The sequence below is a fragment of the Kribbella turkmenica genome, assembly GCF_004348725.1.
GTDB classification, from domain to species: domain Bacteria; phylum Actinomycetota; class Actinomycetes; order Propionibacteriales; family Kribbellaceae; genus Kribbella; species Kribbella turkmenica.
The window spans coordinates 18,704-41,053 of record NZ_SMKR01000031.1 but is presented as its reverse complement, the minus strand read 5'-3'; the positions used below and the strand labels follow the sequence as shown (position 1 = coordinate 41,053).

Below are 22,350 nucleotides of genomic sequence, written 5' to 3'. Positions count from 1 at the left end.
GCAGGGGTGAGAGGCGGCTTGAGGGTGGTCGCCGGGAGAAGGAGCCTGAGATGACGCTGTACCTGATCTCGTTCGAGGACGGTGCGATGGATTTTCCGGTGGATGACCTGCCAGCGGTGGCCGACGCCGGGCACGCGGTCATCCAGGAGGCCAAGGACGCGGGTGTGTTCGTCTTCAGCGGCGGGCTGGACTACAGCAAGCAGCACGCGCTCGTGGGCACCGACGGGATGATCACCGACGGCCCGTACCCGGAGAGCAAGGAGCTCATCGGCGGCATCTTCGTGGTCGACGTGCCCACCTGGGACGACGCCCTGAAGTGGGCCGAGAAGGTGGCGGTCGCGTGCCGCTGCGCGCAGGACGTCCGTGAGTTCTTCCCGTTCCGGCGGCCCGACCTGGAGCACATGCGCTGACGCACGCCAGTACGACGCCGCCGGCGAGAGTCCCGAGGGCACACCGGCTGATCCGCATGCCGGCGACGCTCGCTTTGCCTACGGGGTCAGAGCCGCGATCACCCGCATCGAGCCACTGGTGACCCGGATGCGCCGGTCGCGCAGGAGTTTGGTGTTCTCCACCGCGGGGACCAGGCGTGACACGGGATGCAGGAGCTCCCGGACCCGCGAGGCGACGAACGGGAGCGCGTAGTACTGGTAGGCGGGGTCGGTCGCGCGAACGGCGAAGCCTCCGCGGCTCAGCAACTCCGTGATGGTGGCCGGATCGTAGTAACTGACGTGCTCGGGGATCTTGAAGGAGACCCAGCGGGAGCCGGAGACGCGGGCCAGCAGGCTCTTGATGTTGGGCGTGACCAGCACGATCAGGCCGCCCGGACGGAGCAGCCGTGATGCCGTCTCGAGGAAGGCGCCGGGCTCCGTGAGGTGCTCGATCAGGTGTGAGCCGAAGATGACGTCGTACTGCTGGTCCTGGATCTGCGGGACCTCCTCGAGCAGGCCGCAGAACACGCGGCCCGGATGGCGCTCGGCGGCCCACTTGACGGCCGCGGGCGAGAGGTCGATCCCGTAGGCGTCGTACCCGGCGTCCAGCGCACACTGCAGGAAGTATCCGTAGCCGCAGCCGACCTCGAGCACCCGGCCGGAGGGCACGAACTCGGCGATCCGCCGGACGTCCTCGCGGAAGGTCGCCAGATACTCGACCTCCTGGCTCTCGTACTGCGAGTACCCGGTGTCGCCGTCGCCCCCGAAGTACGACTCGCCTTCGTAGAGCGCGCGCAGGGTCTCGGCCGTCGGCGTCGGCACGAGCTGGACGAGCCCGCACGCCGGGCACTCCTCGATCCCGTAGCCGTCCTTCGCCCCGCGCGGGCGGAACGGTCCACTCTGCGCACACAGGATGCACGATCCATCAGCCACGGCTATCCGTCCCTCCGGCAAGGATGTGGACTCTAGTTCCCCATCGTTGTCAGTGGCAATGGACAACCGCCAGGGGCGCGATCACCTGTCGGGACGGCGGCTGCCTATGCTCGGCGAGGTGAGCGTGATGACGGCGGAGCGTGTCCTGGTGCTGCTCGAGCTCCTGGAGGACTTCGACGTCTGGGTTGACGGTGGGTGGGGTGTGGATGCGTTGGTGGGCAGGCAGACGCGTACCCACGGGGATCTCGATCTCGGGGTCGCCCGGGCCCAGCTGGGTGCGGTGATCGGGGTGCTGGGGACGGCGGGGTACGTCGTCACCGACGAGCGGTTCGTCTCGGTGACAGTGCAGTTGACCCACACTGTGGACGGGCAACGGGTGGACCTGCATCCGAGTACGGCGTTGGCCGACGGGGGCTCGGAGCAGCTCGACTTCGACGGGAATCCGCACTACCTTCCGCCGCCGGAGATCGGGCACATCGGCGGACGGGAGGTCCGGTGCATGCGGCTGAGCACGCAGCTCCGGACCCACAAGGGTTACGTGCTCAGGCCGCAGGATCTGCACGATCTCGACCTGCTGCACGAGCTGAGCGACGTGGTCCGGGCGTCGGTGGTGATTCCGACGGTCGGGCGGGACCTCGGCCCGGTGCTCGACGGACTGGCCCGGCAGGTGCGGGCGCCGGGGTTCGAGGTGGTCGTCGGAGTGGATGGGGATTGGGAGCCCACGGTCGACGGGGTGAAGGTGGTGCGGTTGGGGGTGCCGCAAGGGGTGAGTGTGGCGCGCAACCGGGCGGTGGAGGCGGCGCAAGGGGAGTTCGTCGGGTTTCTGGATGACGACACGGTGCCGGGACCGGATTGGGTACGGCGATTGGTCGTCGGCCTGTCCGGGGTGGATGCGGCGGTGGCCGGCCGAGTTGTAGAGGCGGGAGACGGCGTGCTGAATCGCCTGCGTGGGCTGGCTTTCGAGCACAGACACCGGCAGAACGCCCGTCAGGTCGACTACGTGAACGGCGGGAACTGCGGGTTCCGGGCGGAGCTCTTCCGCGAGCTGGGCGGATTCGATCCGGCGTTCCGGAAGTCCCAGGATCGGGATCTCGCGCGGCGCGCCGTACTGGCCGGCCACACGATCGCCTACGAACCGGACCTGATGGTCACCCACACGGGCAGCTACACACTCAGAGGGCTGTGGAGCGGGCGGTTCAGAGCTGGGCGGGCCGCGAAGGCGATGCAGAAGCTCAGCGGTGACGTATCGGTCGGCCCACGGGACCTCAGGACGACGTACGGCGGCAGCCTGATCGCGCTCGCGAGTCAGCACGGACTCAAGCTGGCGCTCGCCGCGCTGGTGTCGATCACCGCGCACCGGGCCGGCTGGATAACCGGCTGACCCGGACCCAGGCCGTACGAAAGACTGGGCCGATGGACAAGGTGGTGCAGAGCAACCGGGCGGCGTGGGAGAAGGCCTCGACCAAGCACGTGCACGAGTACGACGAACTGCTCGAGGAGGCACGTAGTGCGGCCAGGCTATTCCCGCGGGAGGCGGAGCTCCTCCAGCCGTTGCTCGACGACCGGCCGGTCGTCGTGCACTTCCAGAGCGGGCACGGACTGGACGACGTCGCGCTGGTGAAGGCCGGTGCCCGTCAGGTCGTGGGAGTCGACTACAGCTCGGTGGCCGCGGGCGCAGCTCACCGGAGAGCGGCAGAGCTGGACCTCTCGTGTCAGTACGTCGTCGCAGAGGTCCCCGGCGTACCGGTGAAGGACGGGGCGGCCGATCTCGTCTACACCGGTAAAGGCGCGCTGATCTGGATGCGCGACATCGGCGCGTGGGCAGCGGACGCGGCCCGGGTACTGCGGCCGGGCGGCCACCTGTTCGTGTACGAGGCGCACCCGGCGGTGCCGTTGTGGAGCTGGGACGAGGACGAGCCGCGGATCCGGCCCGACCGCAGCTACTTCGCCGAGTCGCACGTCAACGACACGTTCCCGGCCAACGGCGCGCAGGAGTGGCAGTGGAACCTCGGCCAGATCGTGACGGCCGTCGTCGCCGCCGGTCTGCGCATCGAAGTCCTCGAGGAGTACGCCGAGCCGTTCTGGCGTCCCGCCGACGGCACCGACGCGGCCGCGTGGTCCGGCCGGCTGCCCAACTCCTACGCTCTGCTGGCCCGCCGCCCCTGAATCACCAGATACTCCGCCGGGAGCGTGGCGTCACGCGACGCGAACAGCTCGAACAGGTCGCGGCGAAGCTCCGGCCACCGATCGCCCAACGCCTCGCGGGCCAGCACGACCGGCCCGAACGCGGTCGCGTAGCAGTCGACCGCGGCCTCGGCGGACGGGTGGCGGATGACGAACACCTCGCGCTTGATCGACAGCTCGATCCGCGTGCCTTCGAACGACTCGCGCACGTGGTCCTCGTCGCCCCAGGCCAGCGGTGGATCGACGAACGGCGGGGCCGGCGGGAAGTACCCGTCGAGCGCCCGGAAGAAGTCACCGACACCGTTCTGCGTCCAGGTGCACAACCCGAGTCGCCCGCCTGGCCGCAGGACCCGCGCCAGTTCGTCGGCGACCACCTCGTGGCGAGGTGCGAACATGCAACCGAACGTCGACAGCACCACGTCGAAACGCTGATCCTCGAAGGGCAGCTCCTCGGCGTCGCCCTCGACCCACTCGACCGCGAGCTCGCCGGCCCGTTCCCGCGCGCGGGCGACCGCCGTGGCCGGGTAGGTGAACAGTCCGGTCTCCACGGTGACCTCGGGGTTGGCCATTAGGTTGTGGTACCAGTCCGGGTGCTTGGGGCCGCCGCCGGCCGAACCGACGACGAGGACGCGATCGCCGTCCGGGTAGTAGCCGAGGATCGCGGTGTGCGGGCGGCCGGAGCGGGCGCCGGTCGTTGTCAGCAGCAAGTACCTGCCGTCGTCGACCTGGCCGGCGGTCGCCCGGAACTGCTGGACGAGATCGTTCAGGATTCGCTTCTCTCTGGAGTGTTTCGGACGCGGAACGTCGACAGCAGAGAGATGGAGGTGGGCCGCGGATGGCCCTACCGGCGCTCAGAACGCAGCCGGGAACCCGACTCGTGAATGGCCAATGGCCGACCCGGCAGTCACAGCCGGAAGCCTAACCGGGCACCGGGGTCAGGTGGGGACCCTCAGCTGAGGGAGTAGTCCAGGTCGGCGAGTACGCCGTAGTGGTCGCTGAGCCAGATGTTGTCGATGGGGGTGTCGCCGACGAGTCCGGCGTGCACGACCCGGGCGCGGGCGGCCGGGTGGGAGTGGGCGGAGCCGACGAAGATGTAGTCGATCCGGCGGTGGTGATGGGGTTGCCCGACGAGGTGGTCGATCTCGGGGGCGGCGACGGGGTTGGCGGCGGTCCAGGTGTAGCCGGCGCCGTCGCCGGCGACGGCCCAGGCGTCGTGGTAGTGCACACTGCGACCGGCAAGGGACTGCAAGCCGCTGAGGAAGCGGATCCCGGCCGAGTCCGGGGTCGCGTTCAGGTCGCCGGCGATGATCGACGGCAGCCGGAACCGGTACTTCTCGTCCACCTCGGCCGCCGCCAGCAACTGCTCCTCCCGCGCGGCCGACTGATCGAGCCGCCACGGCGTCGCCGGCTGGACGAACAGCAACTCCCCCAACTCCGCTACGTCGACCGCCGCGGCCAGCGTCCACCAGTGGACGTCGGCGTCCGCCGAGGCACGATGCTCGCGGACGTCGACCACGCGCTGCGGACGGCGGGACGCGAGCACGATTCCGTCCTGCCACTCGGACTCCAGTACGTCGGCCTGGTGCGTGGTGTGGGTCAACCCCGTGCCCTCGACCAGCTCGGCCAACTGGTCAGGCCGGACCTCCTGCAACGCGACGACGTCCGGCGACAGCCGCCGCAGCTCGCCGTTGATCAACGCGGTACGGCGTGGGTCGCCGGCGTCGTGCTGGACGTTCATCGTGAGCACCCGGATTCGCATGCCGTTCCAGTTCCCCGGCTGGACCTCGTTCACCCACGGTCGCGTGGCGGGTGCGAAACGTAGTACGAACCGCGGCATTCCGGAGGATCTCGAAGAAATCGTCCGGAAAGAACCAGAGATTTCCGGACGAATGATGTAACGGCGGCCACACTGTGACGATAAAAGGGTGAGCGACCCGGCGGGGGGACCAAGTGGGAAGCTCCGGTGTTTCTTCGGGACCACCGCATGTTGTGGGGGCCTCGCAGGTGCTCACCCGGGGCGGGGTGAGCACCTGTACGAGGGTTCGGGGCGGTTCAGCCCTTGATGCCCACGTTCGCCATTCCTTCGACGAACCGCTTCTGGGCGAATACGAACAACACGATCATCGGCAGGGTCGCGAGCGCCGTACCCGCCATCAGGTAGGGCCATTCGATCTCGGCCGGGTTCTGCGAGAAGATCGCCAGCCCGAGCTGCAGCGGGCGCATCGAGTCCGACGTGGTGATCATCAGCGGCCAGAGGAACCCGTTCCACGCCGCCTCGATCTGGAACACCGCGATGGTGATCAGCGCCGGCTTGATCAGCGGGGTCATGATCCGCCAGAAGATGCCGAACTCGCCGAGGCCGTCCACCCGGGCCGCCTGCGCCAGCTCGTTCGGCACCGAGACGTAGAACTGCCGGGCGAGGAAGGTGAACAGTGGGGCCGCGCCGAGCGGGATGATCAGGCCCCACCACGAGTTCAGCCAGCCGATCCCGCCCTGGCCGAGGATGTTGTTGCCGCCGAACAGCGGGATCGACTTCACGATCAGGAACAGCGGCACCAGGATGATCTGGAACGGCACCAGCAGCAGCACGATGAAGTAGTTCAGCAGCATCTTCGACCCGCGCAGCGGCAGCTTCGCCAGCGCGTAACCGGCGGTCGTGCAGACCGCCAGCGTGAAGACCGTCTCACCGACCGCAATGATCAGGCTGTTGCGGAAGTACCGCAGGAACGGCGCGGTCTGCATCGCCTCGACGAAGTTCCGCCAGCGCAGTTCACCGGGCAGCCAGCCGAACTGGGCGATCTCCGCGTTGCTCTTGAACGCGGTCAGCACCATCCACACGAACGGCGTGATCATCAGGACCGCGCCGACGGACAGGACGAGGTACAGCAGCAGCCGGCCAGGCCGGAACGCCGGATCCTTCGACGACGGGCCGGCGACCGCCGGCAGGGTTGCGCTAGTCATTGACATCCGCCTTCTGGAGCAGGCGTCCGACCAGGATGAAGACCGCGATCACGACCATCATGATCACCGTCTCGGCGGACGCGTAGCCGAGTTTCAGGTCCTGGAACGCGTTCTGGTAGATGTCCATCACGAGCACCCGGGTCTCCGATCCCGGGCCGCCCTGGGTCATCACGTAGACCAGGTCGAACACCTGGAAGGTGCCGACGATCGAGGTGATCAGCACGAAGAACTGCACCGGGCCGATCGCCGGCCAGGTGACGTTCACGAACCGCTGCCAGCGGTTGGCGCCGTCCAGCTGGGCCGACTCCAGCAGGTCGCGGGAGACGCCCTGCAGCGCGGCCAGGTAGATGATCACCTTGGTCCCGAGGCCCTGCCAGATCCCGACCACCATCAGCGACGGCAGCGCGGTCGCCGGGTCGGCCAGCCAGCGGTTCGGCGCGAAGCCGAACAGGCTCAGGAACCCGTTCGCCAGCCCGGAACCCGGGTTGTAGATCCACAGCCAGATGGTCGCCACCGCCACCGTCGCGGTCACCGTCGGGATGTAGAACGCGGTCCGGAAGAAGCCGAGCCCCCGGATCTTCTGGTTCAGCCCGATCGCGATCGCGAGCGCGATCGCCATCGAGATCGGGATCACCACGATCGCGTACAGCACGGTGTGCCACAGCGACGCGTGGAAGTCGACGTCGCGGAACAGGTCGGTGTAGTTGCTGAACCCGACCCAGGCCCAGGTGTCACCGAAGCTGTAGTCGGTCAGGCTGAGCACCAGCACCGCGATCACCGGGATCACGATGAAGATGCCCGAGTGCAGCAGCGCGGGCGCGAGCAGGGCCCAGCCGGCCCGCACCTGACTCTTGACCAGCGTCCGGCTGTCCTTGCCCGGGGCCACCGTGCGCGGACTCTCGAGTGCGGGACGTTCCAGAGTTGTACTCATCGTGACTGCCCTGCCAGGTTGGCCAGCACCTTGGCGGGATCCTTCTGACCGAGGACCGCCTGGGTGAGCTGGATGTCGAAATTGCCGCGCATCTCCAGCCAGTTGGACGGCACCTCGTTCTCATTCACCGCGTAGACCAGGCCGTCGGCGACGAACTGGCTCAGCGGGTTCGACTTCGCCTGCGGCGAGTTGCTCGCGTCCTTGTAGGCCGGGATCTTCTTGTTCAGCTTGGCGATCGCGTCCAGGGTGGTCGGCTTGGTGAGCTCCTGGATGAACGCCCAGGCCGCGTCCTTGTGCCGGCTGCGGGACCCGATCGACGCCAGGTCGCCGCCGACGTACTCGATCTCCTTGCCGCTGTCGAAGCGGAAGAACTCGAGGTCGTCGCAGACCTTCTGGCCGACACCCTTCTCCGAGCAGTCGATGCCGCCGTTGACGATGCCCATCGCGGCCTCACCGCTGAACACCAGCGGCTGCTGGGCCGCGTTCTGCTGGCCGTACGGCTGGACGTTGTTGATCATCGACTTGATCCACAGCAGCGTGTCCAGGCCCTGCTGGTTGTTGAAGTTCGGCTCGCCGCCGACGTACAGCGGCGTCCCGGTGGAGGCCAGGAAGGTGGTGAACGACTGCCGGAAGCCGGTCGCGGACGCCAGGTCGAACCCGCTGCGGGTGATGTTGCCGTCGGCGTCGCGCTTGGTCAGCTTCTCTGCCGCCGTCTTGATCTCGGCGAGCGAGGTCGGCGGCTTGTCCGGGTCGAGCCCGGCCTCGCGGAAGGCGCTCTTGCGGAGCGCGACCGCACGGGCGTCGGCGACCAGCGGGTAGGCGTACAACTTGCCGTCGTACGTCGCCGCCGGGATCAGCGCGCCCAGGCTCTTCTCCTTGATCACGTCCGGCGTCACGCCGTAGTCACCCAGGTCGGCGAAGATCCGCTTCGACGCGAACGGCTGGACCCAGCCGACACCGGTGACCATCACGTCGTACGGGATACCGGCCGCGATCGAGGTCGAGAGCTTCTCGTTCAGGTTCTTGTACGTCGCGAAATCCGGTTCGACCTTCATCTTCGGATAGACCTTGTTGAAGTCCGCCACGACCTTGGCGAACTCCTCCCGTCCCGTCGTACTGGGCGGGAACGAGGGCAGGAGCACGCGCAGCGTCCCGGTCGCCTCCGCGGGCGGAACGCCGTCCGTGCTCTTGTCGATCACCCCACTGCCACAACTGCTGACCACCAAGCTGAGCGCGGCGGCCAGCAAGGTCAGTCCCACACCACGTCTCACAGGGGAACTCCTTCGCTGCCTGGTTCGGCCGGGATCCGCGATCGGACCACCCAAGTGCAGCGAAAGTATGGGAAAGGGCTTTCCTCGTCAATACCTCGGCGCTCGAATGATCACTATCGATCAGTTCCGGAACAATCCGACGCCTGGTGCCACCGCGATGGCCGCCCCGCAGGAGGTCCGGATGTTCAGGTCCGGCAGCAGGCTGAGGTGCTGCACCGGCCCCGGACCGGACTGCAGCTTGCGCAGCAGCAGCTCGCAGGCGGTCTGACCGAGCGCGAACTTCGGCGGACAGACAGCAGTCAACGGTACGACGGCCAGTGCGGCCGTCACGTCGTTGTACGCGATCACCGCGAGGTCCTCGGGGACCCGGAGACCGCGCTCCATCGCCCGCTCGACGAGCCGCGCGCCGTGCTCGTCGGAGTGCACCAGCACGGCCCGGCTGCCGAACGACTCGACCTCCGCCAGGAACGCGTCCAGCTGGGCCAGCGCGGCCGGGTCCTCCCCGTGCTCCGGCAGGTCGACCGGCGACAGGAAGAGGTCGACCTCGAGCGTGGACGCGGCCGCCTCGATCCCGCGGCGCAGCCAGTGCGCCGTCACCGTCGCCTGCAGGTTGATCGCGATCCGCCGGTGACCGAGCCGGACGAAGTGCCGGAGCGCGAGCATCGCGCCGTACGCGTGGTCGGTGCGCACGTGGTCGTACTCGCGGGCGACCTGCGGGAACCCGAAAGCCCGCTCCATCAGCACCACCGGTACGTCGATGTCGTCCAACCGCGACCCGAGCCGGTCGGCGTCGCCGTCGCCGAGCGCGGTGCTGATCAGCAGCCCGGCCACGCCGATGCCGAGCACCCGCTCGATCCGCTCCTGCTCCTTGGCCGCGTCGTACCCGGAGACGCCGAGCACGAGGCGGGCGCCGTACCGGTCGGCCATCGCCTCGGCGCCGCGGATCACGTCGGAGTAGTACGTCGCCGCGCTCGGTACGACGATGCCGATGGTCAGCTGGCTGTCGTGCGCACCGTTGCGGTCCTCGGCGATGGTGCCGATCGCGCCGCCGTGCACCCGGCGGAGCAGACCGGCCGCGTCCAGCTCGGCGAGGTCGCGGCGTACTGTGATCGCGGAGACGCCGAGCTCGGTGACCAGTTCGGTCACCCGGAGCCGGCCGTGCCGCCGCAGGCTCCGCAGGATCAGCTCGTGGCGCTCCGGTGCAAGCATGCAATCCCCTGTGGTTTGTGATTGATCGTGATCATACGATCAACCCAGCCCGCACGGAACGAGGAGGCAAAGCAGTGGCTGTACCCCATCGTGATGGAGGTGCCGGCCGGACCAACGCCGTCCTGTCGAAGCTGTCGGTCGTCGGCGACCTGCTCATGCTGCAGTTGGTCTTCCTCGTCCTCAGCGTCGGCATCGTCACGCTGTTCCCGGCCGCGTTCGCGATGCAGCGGGTGCTGGCCGACGCCATCAGCCAGGACCGGCCGTCGCTGCTGCGGCGGTTCTTCCAGCAGTTCACCTGGGCCTTCCGGCGGTTCTGGCTGACCGGCCTGGGGCTGTACTTCGGCGGCGTCGCCCTCGCCTTCGGGCTGGCGTTCTGGGCGAGCAGCGGCGGGGTGGCGCGGATCCTCGCGCTGGCCGTGCTGATCCCGCTGACCGGGATGATCGTCGGTCTGTACCTGAGTGCGCTGGCCGTCCTCCCGGACGCCGGTGACGAGACGACCACGAAGAGTCTGTTCCGGGCGGCGAACCTGTTCCTGCTGCGGCGCTCGCTCCCGGTCGCCGGCGGCGTGATCGGCCTGTTCACCTGGTTCGCGCTGCTCTCCCGGCTGCCGACCCTCTTCGTGGTCGGATCCGGGCTGGTCCCGGCGCTGATCGCGTACTGGCTGTCGAAGCCCGCCGGAAAAACTCCGGGAAACGTGTCAATCTGAGCCGGCCTGGTCCGACGTAGGGGTGTAAGGCCCCCATCGGACCAAGGAGAGAACCGGAATGTACGCGACGACCGACACCCTGGCGACGACGCCGGCCACGCAGGGCGGCCGCTCGCGCTGGCTGGCCCTCTACACACTGTGCGCGGGCATGTTGATGATCGTGCTCGACGTCACCGTGGTGAACGTGGCCCTGCCGGCCATCCAGGACGACCTCGGCTTCACCAGCTCGTCGCTGGCCTGGGTCGTCAACGGCTACATGATCGCGTTCGGGGGTCTGCTCCTGCTGGCCGGCCGGCTCGGCGACCTGCTCGGACGGCGGAACGTCTTTGTCGGCGGGCTGACCGTCTTCACCATCGCCTCGGTGTTCTGCGGTCTGGCGCAGACGCAGGAGGTGCTCGTCATCGCCCGGTTCGTCCAGGGTGCCGGCGGGGCGCTGACCGCCGCGGTGATCCTGGGCATGATCGTGACGCTGTTCCCCGAGCCGCGTGAGCAGGCGAAGGCAATCGGCGTGTACGCCTTCGTGGCGTCCGCGGGTGGGTCGATCGGGCTGCTCGCCGGCGGGGTGCTGACCCAGGCGATCAACTGGCACTGGATCTTTTTCGTCAACCTGCCGATCGGCGCGCTGACCGCCGTACTGGCGATCCGGCTGATCGAGAAGGACAAGGGCCTCGGACTGGGCCGCGGCACCGACGTGCCGGGGGCCGTGCTGATCACCGCGGCGCTGATGGTCGGCGTGTTCACCATCGTCAAGCCGGCCGCGGAAGAGGGCTGGACCGCGCCGCGGACGCTCGTCCTGGCCCTGATGACGCTGATCCTGCTGGCCGGCTTCATCGTTCGTGAGGCGACAGCGGCCAACCCGCTGGTGCCACTGCGGATCTTCCGCTCCCGCAACCTGACCGGCGCCAACCTGATCCAGGCGCTGTCCGCCTCGGGGATGTTCGGCATCTTCTTCCTCGGCTCGCTGTACCTGCAGCGGGTGCTCGGGTACGACGCTCTGGAGATCGGACTGGCGTTCCTGCCGACCACTGTGATCATGGGTCTGCTGTCGGTGCGGTACTCCGAGAAGCTGGTGATGCGGTTCGGTCCGCGCCGCCCGCTGATCGCCGGACTGGTACTGATCGTGGCCGGCCTGGCCCTCTTCACCCAGGCGCCGGTCGGCGGCACCTACGTCGTCCACGTGCTGCCCGTCCTGGTCCTGCTGGGCCTGGGTGCCGGCGTCTGCTTCCCGGCGCTGATGGGCCTGTCGATGGCCGACGTGAAGCCCGAGGACGCCGGCTTGGCTTCCGGCCTCGTCGGCACCACCGCCCAGGTCGGCGCCGCGCTGGGCCTGGCCGTGCTGGCCACCCTGTCGGCCACCCGCACCGCCGGCCTGGACGCCGCCGGCAAGGCTCCGCTGGAAGCCCTGACCTCCGGCTACCACCTCTCCTTCGCCGTCGCCGCGGTCATCGTGGCCGCCGCAGTGGTCATCGCCTGCACCCTGATGCGCCCGGCCAAGCAGCCGGTGGAGGTTGCGGACGACTCGGAGGACCTGGCGCTCGAGGCCGCCTGACGCCCAGGTACGGCGAGCTCCCCGCACGGGTTGCGGGGAGCTCGTCTATTTACGGTGCCGTGCGAGCGGCTCGGCGTACCACTGCCACCAGGCCAGGCCGCGACGCCTCGCCCCGATCGTCAGCAGCAGCGCCGCCAGCACGACGAGTGCCAACCCGGCGCCGATCAGTCCCTGACCCAACCGCGGTGCGTCCTTGTCGTCGAGCCACTCCTGCGCGTCCTTCAGCGCCAGCACGGTCGACGGATCGGACTGGCGGTACACGAGGTGCAGCGGCATCGCGTACCGTGTGCCCGGCGCCGGCTGCTGAATCCCTTCGGGCATCCCCTGCCGGTCGTCCACGATGTCGTGCAGCGTGGTCCGGATCCGGTCCGCGCCGGCCGCGGTGAGGTCGACCCGGACCTCGTTGATCGCCGGACGCCCGGCGCCACCGGTCACCTCGACCTGCACCGCGTCGGCCACCGTCTCGATCCCGGTGTCGAGCAGCTCGCGACTCAGGTCCTGCCGGGACTGGGCGTCGGCCAGCACCAGGACGCCGAGCAGCACCAGCACCAGGGCGGGCACGCCGATCCAGGTCGGCCGCGCGGTGCGCGGCGTGGGCTCGCCGAACTGCCGCATGTGTTCCTCCCCAGGCCGTGGCGTGATCATTGCACGGAACTTGTCCACAGGGAGGGGTATCGGGTTTCGGCGTGGGGGGTGGGATGCGCGAGGATATGGGCCACGCGGGTGCGGGTCGCCCGGGGATCGTTGTCGGTAGAGGGGAATCGGACGTGGTGGTGCAGTCGGTCGAGCAGCGGATCGCGAGTGAACTGGAGGTCGGCGAGAACCAGGTGCGGGCAGCGGTGGCGCTGCTCGACGAGGGATCGACGGTCCCGTTCATCGCGCGGTACCGCAAAGAGGTCACCGGGATGCTCGACGACGCGCAGCTGCGCACGATCGAGGAACGCCTGCGGTACCTGCGTGAGCTGGAGGAACGCCGGCAGACGGTGCTCGAGTCGATCGAGAGCCAGGGCAAGCTGGACGACGCGCTGAAGGCCGCAATCCTTGCCGCCGACACCAAGTCGCGGCTCGAGGACATCTACCTGCCGTTCAAACCCAAGCGGCGGACCAAGGCGATGATCGCGCGCGAGGCCGGGCTGGAGCCGCTCGCCGACGGACTGCTCGCCGACCCCGAGGTGGAGCCGTTCGCGGCCGCCGCGGTCTTCGTCAACCCCGAGCTCGGCGTGGCCGACCCGCAGGCCGCGCTGGACGGTGCGCGCGCGATCCTGGTCGAGCGGTTCGCCGAGGACGCCGACCTGATCGGCGAGCTGCGCGAGCGGCTGTGGACGCAGGGCCGGCTGGCATCGGCCGTCCGCGAGGGCAAGGAGACCGAAGGCGCGAAGTTCTCGGACTACTTCGACTTCGACGAGCCGTTCACCAAGATGCCGTCGCACCGGATCCTGGCGATGTTCCGCGGGGAGAAGGAGGACGTGCTGACGCTCACCGTCGAGCCGCTCCCGGCCGGCGTCGAGGCGGACGGCCCCACGGAGTACGAGACCAGCATCGCCCGCCGCAACGGCATCGAGAACCAGGGCCGCCCGGCGGACAAGTGGCTGGTCGAGACCGTCCGCTGGGCCTGGCGGACGAAGATCCTGGTCCACCTCGGCATCGACCTGCGGATGCGGCTGCGGCAGATCGCCGAGGACGAGGCGATCCGGGTGTTCGCGGCCAATCTGCGCGACCTGCTGCTGGCCGCCCCGGCCGGCACCCGGGCGACGATGGGCCTCGATCCGGGCTTCCGGACGGGCGTCAAGGTCGCGGTCGTGGACGCGACCGGCAAGGTGGTCGCCACCGGCGTGATCTACCCGCACGTCCCGCAGAACCAGTGGGACAGGTCGATCGCCACCCTGGCCGCGCTGGCGGCCGCGCACAACGTCGAGCTGATTGCCATCGGCAACGGTACGGCGTCGCGTGAGACCGACAAGCTGGCCGCGGAACTGATCGCGAAGCACCCCGAGCTCAAGCTGACCAAGGCGGTCGTCTCCGAGGCGGGCGCGTCGGTGTACTCGGCGTCCGCGTTCGCCTCGCAGGAACTGCCGGGAATGGACGTCTCGCTGCGCGGCGCGGTCTCGATCGCCCGCCGGCTGCAGGACCCGCTGGCCGAGCTGGTGAAGATCGACCCGAAGTCGATCGGCGTCGGCCAGTACCAGCACGACCTCCCGGAGAACTCGCTGTCCCGCTCCCTCGACGCGGTCGTCGAGGACTGTGTGAACGCGGTCGGTGTGGACCTGAACACGGCGTCCGCCCCGCTGCTCACCCGGGTCTCCGGCATCACCCCCGGCCTGGCCGACAACATCGTGCAGCACCGCGACGTCAACGGGCCGTTCAAGTGCCGGTCGGCGCTGAAGGAGGTGGCGCGGCTCGGGCCGAAGGCGTTCGAGCAGGCGGCCGGCTTCCTCCGGATCCCCGACGGCGACGACCCGCTGGACGCGTCCAGCGTGCACCCGGAGGCCTACCCGGTGGTCCGCCGGATCCTCGACGCGACCGGCCGGGACGTGAAGTCGCTGATCGGCTCGGCCGACCTGAAGAAGCTGAAGGCTGCGGACTTCGTCGACGACATGTTCGGCCTGCCGACGGTCACCGACATCCTCGCCGAGCTGGAGAAGCCGGGCCGGGACCCGCGGCCGGCGTTCAAGACCGCGGTGTTCGCCGACGGGGTGGACAAGATCGCCGACCTCAGGCCGGGGATGCGGCTCGAGGGCCAGGTCACCAACGTGGCCGCGTTCGGCGCGTTCATCGACATCGGCGTCCACCAGGACGGGCTCGCCCACGTGTCGGCGCTGTCGAAGACCTTCGTCAAGGACCCGCGCGAGGTGGTCAAGCCCGGCGACATCGTCAAGGTGAAGGTGCTCGAGGTCGACATCCCGCGGAACCGGATCTCGCTGACCCTGCGCCTGGACGACGAGCCCGGGAGCGCGGGCGGTCGTCCGGGTGACCGCGGCGCCCGTACGGCGGGCAACCAGGGCGGTCGTGGATCGGGTGGCCAGGGGCGCGGTCCCGGCGGTGGTCAGGGCCGGGGCCCGGACGGCGGCGGCCAGGGGCGTGGACCTGCCGGCGGTCAGGGCGGTCCAGGTGGGCGTGGCGGCCGAGGGCCGGGCGGCCAGGGCGGACGGGACGGCGGCCGTGGTGGCCGGGGCGGCACGCAGACCGAGACGCCGATGGACGAGACCTCGCTCGCCGATGCCTTCCGGAAGGCGGGCTTCACCGTCCGCTGAGGCGCGTCCGGCGCACCGGCGGGAGATGGGGTGGCGGTCGGCTGCGACGTACCAGCTGAAACCTGGTCCAGGAGAGCTGATGCGGGGCTAGATCGTCACCCAGAACACCACCGTGGACGGCGTCGTCGAGGCCGGCGAGTGGTTCGACCCTGGCGGCGGTTCCGACCTGCTGGTCCCTGCCGACGGCCAGACACCTGGTCCTTCGACTCGGGCATCAGCCCGCCTGAGCTACCGCCGATCGTGATCCAGATCGTCCAGTTTGCGTTGCAGGAGCCGGCGTTCGGGTTCGTTGGCGCAGAGTTCCAGGGCGCGCCGCAGCTCGGCAGCCGCCGCAGCGGTGCGGCCGAGCCGGATCAGGATCTCGGCGCGGGTGCCGGGCAGCAGGTGTGAGTCTGCCAGCGCGCCGGCGGCGATCAGTTCGTCGACGATCGCCAGGCCCGCGGCGGCGGCGCCGGTCATCGTCACCGCGACCGACCGGTTGAGGTCGACGACCGGGGACGGCGCGAGCCGGCCGAGCGCCTCGTAGAGCGCCACGATGCGCGGCCAGTCGGTGCTGTCCACGTTCGGCGCGACCGCATGGCACTCGGCGATCGCCGCCTGCAGCCCGTAGGTCCCGAGCCCGCGGCCGAAACGCTCGGCCCGGGCGAGCGCCGCCCGGCCGCGGCGGATCGCGTCCCGGTCCCAGCGGCGCCGGTTCTGGTGCTCGAGCAGGACGACGTCGCCGTTCTCGTCGACCCGCGCCGGGAACCGCGCGGCGGTCAGCTCGAGCAGGGCCAGCAGATTTTGCACCTCCGGCTCGTCGGGCACCAGCCGGGCGAGGATCCGCGCGAGCCTGATCGCCCCACCGGCCAGGTCGGTACGGATCCGCTCGGGCCCGGTGCTCGCGGACGAGCCCTCACTGAAGATGACGTACACAGAGTTCAGGACGGCGGGCAGCCGGGCATGCCGGTCCTGCGGGGACGGCATCTCGAACCGGACGCCGGCCGCCGCCAGGTCTTCTTGGCCCGGGTGATCCGGGCTTGTACGGTCGCGGTCGGGACCAGGAACGCGCGGGCGATCTCGTCACTGGTCAGACCGCCGAGCGCCCGTAGCGTGAGCGGGATACCGGCCTCGCGCGACAGCACCGGGTGGCAGGTCATGAAGAACCGGGCCAGTACGTCGTCGTCGATCCGGTCGGGATCCCACAACAGGTCCCCGGTGTCCGGCCGGGCGCCGTGGAGGCCTCCGGTGTTCATGTCTCCCTCCTTCAGGTCGCGGGACAGCTCGGTGTACCGCTCGCGCAGTGCGGACTTGCGGCGGAAGGTGTCGATGGCGCAACCCCTCATCCTCAACGCGCTCGCCGTTGTCGCGGGGGGCTCTGACGCTGGTCGCCGTACCGGGTCATCCGGCGAGCTTCACGAAGACGCCGCGTCGTACTTGGCGCGCGCGGCGGCGATCTCGGACTGGTGGGTTTCGGTCCAGGTCACCAGGGACTGGATCGTGGCGTGCAGAGTGACGCCGAGCGGGGTGAGCTCGTAGTCGACCCGCGGCGGCACGACCGGATGGACCGTCCGGCTGACCAGGCCGTCCCGCTCGAGCTGGCGCAAGGTGACAGTCAGCATCCGCTGGCTGATCCCGTCGATCGTCTTCTTCAGCTCGGTGAACCGCATGCACCGGGTGTCCAGCAGCGCGATCACCAGCAGGGACCACTTGTCGCCGATCCGGTCCAGGATCTGCCGGACGTCACAGTCCTCCCGGGTGTCCCACTGGAACGCGTCCACGGTGCAGCAGGAGTCACTCGGTTCCTTTGAAGTGCCTTCTTCCACAGCTCCTCATAGTTCCCGATGATGGGGTCAGTTACAAGAGGTAACCATGAATCGAAGGAGTCTTCCGTGACGTCAACCGTCACCCAGGAGCGGCTGACCGGCCGCGCCTGGGCCGTTCTCTTCGTCCTCTGCGGCGCGATCTTCCTCGAGGGCATCGACATCTCGATGATGGGCGTCGCGCTGCCCTCCATCCGGGCAGAGCTCGGCCTGACCACCGGTGAACTGCAGTGGATCGTCAGCGGCTACGCCCTCAGCTACGGCGGGTTCGTGCTGCTCGGCGGCCGGGCCGCGGACCTGCTCGGCCGCCGGCGGATGTTCGTCACCTGGCTGGTCGTGTTCCTGCTCTTCAGCGGTCTCGGCGGCTTCGCGACCGAGGGCTGGGTGCTGATCCTGGCCCGGTTCGTCACCGGCATCGCCGCGGCCTTCATGACCCCGGCCGGCCTGTCCATCATCACCACCACCTACCCCGAGGGCCCGCAGCGCACCAAGGCCCTGCTCGTGTACGCCGGTACGGCGGCCGGCGGCTTCTCGCTGGGCATGGTCACCGGCGGACTGCTCACCGCGATCGACTGGCGCTGGGTGTTCTTCGCGCCGGTGATCGTGTCGGCGGCCATCCTCGCCGCGGCGATCGCGCTCATCCCCCGGGACACCCCGAGCGCCGTCCGTGGTCAGGGGTTCGACCTCACCGGCGCGCTCACGCTCACCGGCGCCATGCTGCTGCTCGTGGCCACCGTGGTCCGGGCGCCGGACGTGTCCTCGACGCAGACCCTGGCGACCGGGGCCGGAGGACTGGTCCTGCTGACCGCCTTCGTGCTGATCGAGCAGCGGGCCGCGTCGCCGTTGATCCGGCTGGGACTCCTCCGGAACGTGGCCCTGGTCCGGGCCAACGTGGGCGCGATCCTGCTGGTCGGGTCGTTCGTCGGCTTCCAGTTCGTCGCGGTGCTGTACCTCCAGGAGTTGCGGCACTGGTCGGAGTGGAAGACCGGGCTGGCGATGATGGTCATCGGCATCGACTCGGTGCTGGCGCCGACCCTGACGCCCTGGCTGGTGCAGCGCTTCGGCAACGGGCGGGTGGTGTTCGGCGGCTTCGTCCTCGCCGTGCTCGCCTACGCGGCGTTCCTGCCGTTGGGTACGACGTTCGCGGCGATGCTGCCGGCGTTCCTGCTCCTGGGGCTGGCGTTCGCACTGGCGTACGGGCCGTTGACGATCGCCGCCACCGAGCGAGTCGCCGAGGACGAGCAGGGGCTGGCGAGCGGCGTACTGACGACGTCGTTCCAGTTCGGTTCCGCGCTCGGACTGGCCGTCGTCGCCGCGGTCCTGAGCGCGGCGGACGAGTTGACGGTCGAGGGCTTCCGCAACGGCCTCGCGGTACCGCTGACGGCCGCCGTCCTCGGGGTCCTGGTGGCCATCGGCGGCCTGCGGGTGCCCGTGGGTAAGCAGGTGAGTGCGAACGGTTAGCAGGACGTCATATATTTCGGTACCGGTCGAAAAATACCGGACACCGAATCGTTATTGGCAAATTCCTGCAAGTATTCTTGACAGGACATTTCGACCGGTCCTGGCCGGTCCGCCGCTCCTGCTCTGACCAGCGGATTCGTAGGGTTTCCCTACTCTGCGTCAAGGCTCTGTAAAGGTCCCTTCGGAAGTGTTCCGAAGGGACCTGTGGTTGTTGTGTTCTTTTCTCAGCGCCGGACAAAGCCGTCCGGTGCACCGATCGAGACCGCCGAAGGACCGCTGATGACCGAGACGCTCGAAACCCCCGCCTCGCACCGCCGCGTGCGGGTCTGGTTCGGCGCTCACCCGATCGCGGACCACACCGCCACCGCCGAGCAGGCGGCGCAGTATGAGGAAGCCATGCGGCGCCGGTTCGCCTCCCTCCGGGTGACGAGCGAGCCGGTGCTGGTGGACAGCCGCGGGAACAGCATGGCGGAGCCGGGACGATGACGACCCGGCCGACCGTTCTCGGGTACGTCCGGGCCGACGCGCTGAGCTGCGCGGAGGAGTTGGCCGCGGCGACGGATTCACTCGTCGCCTTCGCCACGGCCGAGGGGTTCACCCTCGGCACCGTGTACACCGAGCGCGACGCGGCCGAGTCCGCGGCCTTCCGCGCACTGCTCGAGGAGGTGAAGCGGACCGAGGTCCGCGCCGTCGTCGTACCGACGATGAACCATCTCGGTCCGGTCGGCACCCCGGCGGCGGTGCGACAGCGCCTCGAGTTCCACCAGGCCCAGGTCTGGACGGTCGACACGAGATAACTCCACACAGGCAAGCGGAGCTGACGTCTTGACCCCTGCATCGGCGTCGGTTCCGCTCTCCACCTCCACAGCTGCACCGGGAATGCCCGGGCGGTAGTGGACTACCAAGGCCCCACCGGCTGCTACCGGTGGGGCCTTGCCGTTGTGGGCGCGGACCGCCAGGCCATCACAACCAGCACGATGCGCGGCCCCGGACGCTCACGCGCCGACGGCGGCCGCGATTGTGATGGCCTGGCGGTCCGCCTCAGGCGACGAGCTTGTAGCCGGCGCATGCGCCTTGAGGTAGAGCTCCCAGGTCATCCCGTAGTAGCCGGCCGGGCCGTCGTCCTTGCCCCGGTTGGCGAGCCCGTTGCGCTTGCGCCGGTACTCCGCGACCTGGTGCGCCGCGCCCCGGGACAGGTCCTTGTCGCCGACCGCGATCGCGTGCACGTGGTACGGCCAGTTGCCCTGGGCCGGCGTCCGCAGCCAGGCCGCGAACCCGACCTGCCGCATCGCCTTCACCACCGCGCGGCGCTGCGCCGGACTCTTCGTCGCGACGTCGATGTCGACCGCGCCGCCGCCGTCGTGGGTGCCCGCCGACGCGGCCACGCCGCCGGTGTTGTAGGACCCCTGCAGGATCGCGAACTTCGACCGGTACAGCTTCTCCGCGGCCTCGATCATCGCCACGGTCCGCTGGTTCAGCTGCTTGCCCCGCCAGACGATCCTTGCCTCAGGCATCTTCTTCCCCGAGGGCCGCGGTGACGATCCGGTCCGCGTCCTCCGCGGCACCGAGCGCCTCCAGCTCGTCGTCGGTCAACTCGTCGTCGAACAACCATCAGATGTCCTTCCCCCTGATGTCCGCGGCCCTCCCCGGCGCGCGGAACCGCCGACCAGCGTAGGTCCACCCGGGGTCGCGATCGGCGGTCCGGCGGGGCGTGCAGGTTCGAGGAACGTGAAGAATCCACCGATTCCGCGTGGCGGTAGGTATGGTCCGGCCGCGCGTGGGGTACCAGTAGGTGGTCCCGCGGTTCGGTCAGTGCCATTCGGGCATGGGTGGTGTTCACCGAGCCGCGAGTTCTCCCACTGAGGGGCGGGAGAACGACCGGCCCGGCGGGCGTATCCCAGGGTGCGCCCGCCGAGTTCGGACCCCTCCCGGCTACGCACCGTCAGAGCGCCGACGCGACGAACAGGTACCGGTTGAGGCTGAAGAAGTAGCTGCTCCCGAGGCTCCGCAGATCGTCGGCCCACGCCCGCGCGTCCTCCTCGGTGACTCCGCGGCGGCCGGGAACGAACGCGCTGATGATGTCGATCAGGCCGGCGCTGAGCATGTGCTCGTCGTACCCGGCGTTCAGCATCGGCACCACCTGCAGGTGGGTGAGCGTGAAACCGGACTTGTCCAGTACGTCGGCCAGCGTGCGGGGCAGATGTGGATCGGCCAGGTGCTCCTCGAACGCCGACAGTACGCGGAGCATCCGCTCGTCGTCACTCGACCGCCAGACCACCGAGTCCCAGTCGGTGTCCAGCAGGACGACCCGGCCGGCCGGCCGGAGCACCCGTCGTACCTCCGCCAGCGCGCCGGCGACGTCATCGACGTACTCGAAGACCTGAGTGGAGACGACCACGTCGAAACTCTCGGCCGGATGCGGGATGCTCGTGGCCGACCCGAACTCGAGCTCGATCCCCGGCCCGCCCGGTACGTCGGTCCGGGTGCTCGCGATCGCCAGCATGCTCTCGCTCACGTCGATTCCGCAGATCCGCCCGCCCGGCCCCACCTCGGGTGCCATCTCGGCCGCCAGCAACCCGGGCCCGACCCCCACGTCCAGCACCCGGTCTCCCGGCCGCAACGCCAGTGCCGCCCGCACGATCCGCCGCTGCTCCACCACGTCCGGCGCGGTGTACACCGCCTCCACCTGTCGCGAAACGCCCGTGTCAAACCGCAAAGCATCTCCGCCCATGCCCACATCATGGTCCGCTGTCCGCCTCCCGGACACCCCTGATCGCGGGGCAGACCGATCTGCCCCGGGCTACCTTGGCCAGATGATCGAGGTGCCTGAAGGGTTCTTGGGGATGCCGCGGTGGTGGCGGGAAGGTGGTGAGTGGTTGGCGGGGTTGCCTCGGGCGGTGGAGCGGCAATGTGGAGTGTGGGGGCTGACGGTGAGTGGGCCGGTGGCCTACGGGTCGAACGCGATCGTGGTGCCGGTCGGGGAGCGGGTGTTGCGGATGTCGCCGCCGGGGGCTGAGGTCGAGGAGCAGGTACAGGCGCTGCGCTTCTGGGCCGGGCGAGGCGTGGTCCTGTTGTACGACGCCGACGTCGACGCCGGCGCGATGCTGCTGGAGCGGTTGTCCACACAGTTGAGGTCCAGGCCGGTCGACGAGGCGGTCGACGTACTCGGGCGACTGATGCGGCGACTGGCCGTGCCGCCGCCGGCGGATGCGCTGTCGACCGCAGCGATCGTGACGAAGCGGGCAGCGGAGCTGGAGCGCGAGTGGGAGCGACTCCATCGGCCGTTCGACGTCGGCGTTCTCCGCGAGGCACTGGCGGTTGCGCCGGTGTTGACCGTGCCGACGGCGGACCTGGCCGTCAACGGCGACCTGCACTCCGACCAGGTGCTCGCGGGGACGCGCGAGGACTGGCTGACGGTCGACCCGGTGCTGCTGCGCGGTGACATCGAGTACGACCTCGCCCGGGTGCTGTGGACCCGCCTCGACGAGATGACGGACATCGTCCAGCACTTCGACATCGCCGTCCGCGAGGCCGGCCTCGACCGGGACCGCGCCCGCGACTGGGTCCTCTACCGCAGCGTCGACTACTGGCTCTGGGGCCTCTCCGCCGGCCTCACCGAAGACCCCGTCCGCTGCGCCCGCCTGACCTCGGCGATCTGACCTC

At 69.5% G+C, this 22,350-nt stretch carries 23 protein-coding genes; 10 read left to right on the top strand and 13 right to left on the bottom strand.

Going from position 1 to position 22,350, the window contains the following annotated elements; all coding sequences use genetic code 11:
* Positions 1-50 precede the first annotated feature (50 nt).
* Positions 51-410 carry a YciI family protein gene (locus E1218_RS09800; RefSeq protein ID WP_132318501.1) on the top strand — a complete coding sequence of 120 codons (360 nt, stop codon included), beginning with the start codon at positions 51-53 and terminating at the stop codon, positions 408-410.
* A gap of 78 nt (positions 411-488) precedes the next feature.
* On the opposite strand, the gene E1218_RS09795 is transcribed toward E1218_RS09800, so the two are convergent.
* Entirely contained in the window at positions 489-1,361 is an 873-nt protein-coding gene (locus E1218_RS09795; protein WP_165949209.1) for a class I SAM-dependent methyltransferase, read from the bottom strand.
* A gap of 127 nt (positions 1,362-1,488) precedes the next feature.
* On the opposite strand from E1218_RS09795, the gene E1218_RS09790 reads away from it, so the two are divergent.
* Both E1218_RS09790 and E1218_RS09785 read left to right on the top strand, forming a co-directional pair.
* The gene (locus tag E1218_RS09790; RefSeq protein ID WP_165949208.1) at positions 1,489-2,742 is read left to right on the top strand and encodes a nucleotidyltransferase domain-containing protein; all 1,254 of its coding nucleotides are present in this window, start codon (positions 1,489-1,491) and stop codon (positions 2,740-2,742) included.
* Between the two features lie 32 nt (positions 2,743-2,774).
* The gene (locus E1218_RS09785; protein WP_132318495.1) at positions 2,775-3,527 is read left to right on the top strand and encodes a class I SAM-dependent methyltransferase; all 753 of its coding nucleotides are present in this window, start codon (positions 2,775-2,777) and stop codon (positions 3,525-3,527) included.
* On the opposite strand, the gene E1218_RS09780 is transcribed toward E1218_RS09785, so the two are convergent.
* The 6 genes from E1218_RS09780 to E1218_RS09755 all read right to left on the bottom strand — a co-directional run bounded on the left by E1218_RS09780 (position 3,500) and on the right by E1218_RS09755 (position 9,917).
* Positions 3,500-4,312, bottom strand: a complete 813-nt coding sequence (locus E1218_RS09780; protein ID WP_233712127.1) for a nitroreductase/quinone reductase family protein — start codon at positions 4,310-4,312, stop codon at positions 3,500-3,502. The genes E1218_RS09785 and E1218_RS09780 overlap by 28 nt on opposite strands.
* Before the next feature lie 182 nt (positions 4,313-4,494).
* Positions 4,495-5,337: an endonuclease/exonuclease/phosphatase family protein gene (locus E1218_RS09775; protein ID WP_233712124.1), complete on the bottom strand. Its 843-nt coding sequence runs from the start codon at positions 5,335-5,337 to the stop codon at positions 4,495-4,497.
* A gap of 260 nt (positions 5,338-5,597) precedes the next feature.
* The gene (locus tag E1218_RS09770) at positions 5,598-6,506 is read right to left on the bottom strand and encodes a carbohydrate ABC transporter permease (RefSeq protein WP_132318491.1); all 909 of its coding nucleotides are present in this window, start codon (positions 6,504-6,506) and stop codon (positions 5,598-5,600) included.
* Positions 6,499-7,437, bottom strand: a complete 939-nt coding sequence (locus E1218_RS09765; protein ID WP_132318489.1) for a carbohydrate ABC transporter permease — start codon at positions 7,435-7,437, stop codon at positions 6,499-6,501. The genes E1218_RS09770 and E1218_RS09765 overlap by 8 nt, the downstream gene beginning before the upstream one ends.
* Positions 7,434-8,708, bottom strand: coding sequence for an extracellular solute-binding protein (locus E1218_RS09760; RefSeq protein WP_132318488.1), 1,275 nt, complete (start codon positions 8,706-8,708; stop codon positions 7,434-7,436). Before E1218_RS09760 ends, E1218_RS09765 begins: the two co-directional genes overlap by 4 nt.
* A 120-nt stretch (positions 8,709-8,828) precedes the next feature.
* Positions 8,829-9,917 (bottom strand): substrate-binding domain-containing protein, encoded by a 1,089-nt coding sequence (locus tag E1218_RS09755; RefSeq protein ID WP_132318486.1) that lies wholly within the window; start codon positions 9,915-9,917, stop codon positions 8,829-8,831.
* Between the two features lie 74 nt (positions 9,918-9,991).
* Between E1218_RS09755 and E1218_RS09750 the strand changes: the two genes are divergently transcribed.
* Both E1218_RS09750 and E1218_RS09745 read left to right on the top strand, forming a co-directional pair.
* Positions 9,992-10,624, top strand: coding sequence for a YesL family protein (locus E1218_RS09750; RefSeq protein WP_233712123.1), 633 nt, complete (start codon positions 9,992-9,994; stop codon positions 10,622-10,624).
* 58 nt (positions 10,625-10,682) lie between these two features.
* On the top strand, positions 10,683-12,173 hold the full coding sequence (locus tag E1218_RS09745) for a DHA2 family efflux MFS transporter permease subunit (protein WP_132318484.1): 1,491 nt from the start codon (positions 10,683-10,685) through the stop codon (positions 12,171-12,173).
* A gap of 45 nt (positions 12,174-12,218) precedes the next feature.
* Here E1218_RS09745 and E1218_RS09740 read toward each other — a convergent pair whose 3' ends face one another.
* The gene (locus E1218_RS09740; RefSeq protein ID WP_132318482.1) at positions 12,219-12,788 is read right to left on the bottom strand and encodes a hypothetical protein; all 570 of its coding nucleotides are present in this window, start codon (positions 12,786-12,788) and stop codon (positions 12,219-12,221) included.
* Positions 12,789-12,940: 152 nt separating this feature from the next.
* On the opposite strand from E1218_RS09740, the gene E1218_RS09735 reads away from it, so the two are divergent.
* Positions 12,941-15,424, top strand: a complete 2,484-nt coding sequence (locus E1218_RS09735; RefSeq protein WP_202865889.1) for a Tex family protein — start codon at positions 12,941-12,943, stop codon at positions 15,422-15,424.
* Between the two features lie 228 nt (positions 15,425-15,652).
* Here the strand turns inward: E1218_RS09735 and E1218_RS09730 are convergent, their stop codons facing one another.
* From E1218_RS09730 to E1218_RS09725, 3 genes are all read right to left on the bottom strand, one after another.
* Positions 15,653-16,390, bottom strand: a complete 738-nt coding sequence (locus E1218_RS09730) for a DUF6596 domain-containing protein (protein ID WP_202865888.1) — start codon at positions 16,388-16,390, stop codon at positions 15,653-15,655.
* On the bottom strand, positions 16,345-16,749 hold the full coding sequence (locus E1218_RS36600) for a sigma factor-like helix-turn-helix DNA-binding protein (RefSeq protein WP_202865887.1): 405 nt from the start codon (positions 16,747-16,749) through the stop codon (positions 16,345-16,347). The genes E1218_RS09730 and E1218_RS36600 overlap by 46 nt, the downstream gene beginning before the upstream one ends.
* A gap of 69 nt (positions 16,750-16,818) precedes the next feature.
* The gene (locus E1218_RS09725; protein WP_233712122.1) at positions 16,819-17,184 is read right to left on the bottom strand and encodes a winged helix-turn-helix transcriptional regulator; all 366 of its coding nucleotides are present in this window, start codon (positions 17,182-17,184) and stop codon (positions 16,819-16,821) included.
* Positions 17,185-17,295: 111 nt separating this feature from the next.
* Here E1218_RS09725 and E1218_RS09720 point away from each other — a divergent pair, with 111 nt between their 5' ends.
* The 3 genes from E1218_RS09720 to E1218_RS09710 all read left to right on the top strand — a co-directional run bounded on the left by E1218_RS09720 (position 17,296) and on the right by E1218_RS09710 (position 19,484).
* On the top strand, positions 17,296-18,687 hold the full coding sequence (locus tag E1218_RS09720; RefSeq protein WP_202865886.1) for an MFS transporter: 1,392 nt from the start codon (positions 17,296-17,298) through the stop codon (positions 18,685-18,687).
* 279 nt (positions 18,688-18,966) lie between these two features.
* A complete protein-coding gene (locus E1218_RS09715; protein ID WP_132318476.1) occupies positions 18,967-19,173 on the top strand; it encodes a hypothetical protein in 207 nt (68 codons plus the stop codon).
* Positions 19,170-19,484, top strand: a complete 315-nt coding sequence (locus E1218_RS09710) for a hypothetical protein (RefSeq protein WP_132318474.1) — start codon at positions 19,170-19,172, stop codon at positions 19,482-19,484. The genes E1218_RS09715 and E1218_RS09710 overlap by 4 nt, the downstream gene beginning before the upstream one ends.
* Positions 19,485-19,682: 198 nt before the next feature.
* Here E1218_RS09710 and E1218_RS09705 read toward each other — a convergent pair whose 3' ends face one another.
* Together E1218_RS09705 and E1218_RS09700 are read right to left on the bottom strand one after the other, a co-directional pair.
* On the bottom strand, positions 19,683-20,201 hold the full coding sequence (locus E1218_RS09705) for a hypothetical protein (protein WP_233712121.1): 519 nt from the start codon (positions 20,199-20,201) through the stop codon (positions 19,683-19,685).
* A gap of 428 nt (positions 20,202-20,629) precedes the next feature.
* A complete protein-coding gene (locus E1218_RS09700; RefSeq protein WP_233712120.1) occupies positions 20,630-21,364 on the bottom strand; it encodes a methyltransferase domain-containing protein in 735 nt (244 codons plus the stop codon).
* A 136-nt stretch (positions 21,365-21,500) separates the two neighbouring features.
* Between E1218_RS09700 and E1218_RS09695 the strand changes: the two genes are divergently transcribed.
* Positions 21,501-22,346, top strand: coding sequence for an aminoglycoside phosphotransferase family protein (locus tag E1218_RS09695; RefSeq protein ID WP_132318470.1), 846 nt, complete (start codon positions 21,501-21,503; stop codon positions 22,344-22,346).
* Positions 22,347-22,350: the final 4 nt, after the last annotated feature.

Excerpts from the sequence above, each read along its gene's own strand:
- E1218_RS09695 (WP_132318470.1), top strand. The coding sequence starts at position 21,501 with ATGATCGAGGTGCCTGAAGGGTTCTTGGGGATGCCGCGGTGGTGGCGG.
- E1218_RS09770 (WP_132318491.1), bottom strand. The coding sequence starts at position 6,506 with ATGACTAGCGCAACCCTGCCGGCGGTCGCCGGCCCGTCGTCGAAGGAT.
- E1218_RS09785 (WP_132318495.1), top strand. The coding sequence starts at position 2,775 with ATGGACAAGGTGGTGCAGAGCAACCGGGCGGCGTGGGAGAAGGCCTCG.
- E1218_RS36600 (WP_202865887.1), bottom strand. The coding sequence starts at position 16,749 with ATGAGGGGTTGCGCCATCGACACCTTCCGCCGCAAGTCCGCACTGCGC.
- E1218_RS09740 (WP_132318482.1), bottom strand. The coding sequence starts at position 12,788 with ATGCGGCAGTTCGGCGAGCCCACGCCGCGCACCGCGCGGCCGACCTGG.
- E1218_RS09705 (WP_233712121.1), bottom strand. The coding sequence starts at position 20,201 with ATGCCTGAGGCAAGGATCGTCTGGCGGGGCAAGCAGCTGAACCAGCGG.
- E1218_RS09730 (WP_202865888.1), bottom strand. The coding sequence starts at position 16,390 with ATGCCGTCCCCGCAGGACCGGCATGCCCGGCTGCCCGCCGTCCTGAAC.
- E1218_RS09765 (WP_132318489.1), bottom strand. The coding sequence starts at position 7,437 with ATGAGTACAACTCTGGAACGTCCCGCACTCGAGAGTCCGCGCACGGTG.
- E1218_RS09755 (WP_132318486.1), bottom strand. The coding sequence starts at position 9,917 with ATGCTTGCACCGGAGCGCCACGAGCTGATCCTGCGGAGCCTGCGGCGG.
- E1218_RS09710 (WP_132318474.1), top strand. The coding sequence starts at position 19,170 with ATGACGACCCGGCCGACCGTTCTCGGGTACGTCCGGGCCGACGCGCTG.
- E1218_RS09800 (WP_132318501.1), top strand. The coding sequence starts at position 51 with ATGACGCTGTACCTGATCTCGTTCGAGGACGGTGCGATGGATTTTCCG.
- E1218_RS09790 (WP_165949208.1), top strand. The coding sequence starts at position 1,489 with ATGACGGCGGAGCGTGTCCTGGTGCTGCTCGAGCTCCTGGAGGACTTC.
- E1218_RS09745 (WP_132318484.1), top strand. The coding sequence starts at position 10,683 with ATGTACGCGACGACCGACACCCTGGCGACGACGCCGGCCACGCAGGGC.
- E1218_RS09715 (WP_132318476.1), top strand. The coding sequence starts at position 18,967 with ATGACCGAGACGCTCGAAACCCCCGCCTCGCACCGCCGCGTGCGGGTC.